The organism is Streptomyces sp. NPDC057654 (genome assembly GCF_042800135.1).
Lineage (GTDB): Bacteria > Actinomycetota > Actinomycetes > Streptomycetales > Streptomycetaceae > Streptomyces.
Genome location: NZ_JBHVHQ010001473.1, coordinates 1 through 1,061 on the forward strand (window position 1 = coordinate 1; position 1,061 = coordinate 1,061).

At 75.1% G+C, this 1,061-nt stretch carries 1 protein-coding gene; it reads left to right on the forward strand.

Annotated features, from left to right (window positions below):
• Nucleotides 1-880: NAD(P)H-dependent flavin oxidoreductase (locus ACFU99_RS44460; RefSeq protein WP_384404604.1), on the forward strand; the 880-nt coding region annotated here is incomplete at its 5' end.
• Nucleotides 881-1,061 lie beyond the last annotated feature (181 nt).

Here is a 1,061-nt window from a genome sequence, read left to right on the forward strand (position 1 = left end):
GGTGAGGGACCGTACGGACGCGCCGTTCGGCGTCAATCTGCGGGCGGACGCGGGCGACGCGGCGGAGCGGGTCGGCGTCGTCATCGAGGAGGGGGTGCGGGTCGCGTCCTTCGCGCTGGCGCCCTCGCGGGAGCTGATCGCCCGGCTCAAGGACGCGGGCGTCGTGGTCATCCCCTCCATCGGCGCGCGCCGCCACGCCGAGAAGGTGGCGGCGTGGGGCGCGGACGCGGTCGTCGTCCAGGGCGGCGAGGGCGGCGGCCACACCGGGGAGGTCGCCACGACCGTGCTGCTGCCGCAGGTGGTCGACGCGGTGGACATCCCCGTGGTCGCGGCGGGCGGCTTCCGCGACGGGCGCGGTCTCGTGGCGGCCCTCGCGCACGGCGCGGCCGGCGTCGCCATGGGCACGCGCTTCCTGCTCACGGCCGAGAGCACGGTGCCGGACGCCGTGAAGGCGAAGTACCTGGCGGCCACGGTCAAGGACGTCACTCTCACCACCAAGGTGGACGGCCTGCCGCACCGGATGCTGCGTACGGAGCTGGTGGCGGAGCTGGAGCGCTCGGGCCGCGCCGCCTCGCTCGTACGGGCCCTGCGGCACGCCGCGTCCTTCCGGAAGCTCTCGGGGCTGAGCTGGCCGGCCATGGTGCGCGACGGGCTCGCGATGAAGCACGGCAAGGATCTGACCTGGAGTCAGGTCCTGCTCGCCGCCAACACCCCGATGCTGCTGCGCGCGTCGATGGTGGAGGGCCGTACGGATCTGGGCGTGATGGCCGCGGGGCAGGTCGCGGGCCTCATCGAGGACCTGCCGACCTGCGCGGAGCTGGTGGACCGGGTGATGGCGGAGGCGTGCGCGACGCTCAGTGGGCTGCCCGCCCCTGGGTGACGCCAGCGTCTGGAGCGGGGCGCCGAAGCCTCGGCTCCCCGGGCCTGGGCACCCGGTCCCGGGGGCCGACCCGTAAGCCCGAAGCTCGCCGCTGGAAGCATGTACGAGGCCCGGAGCCTATGGCCCGGACAACCCGAAGCCCAAGGCCCGGATCTCGACGCCGGGCCGCACGGCCCCGGCG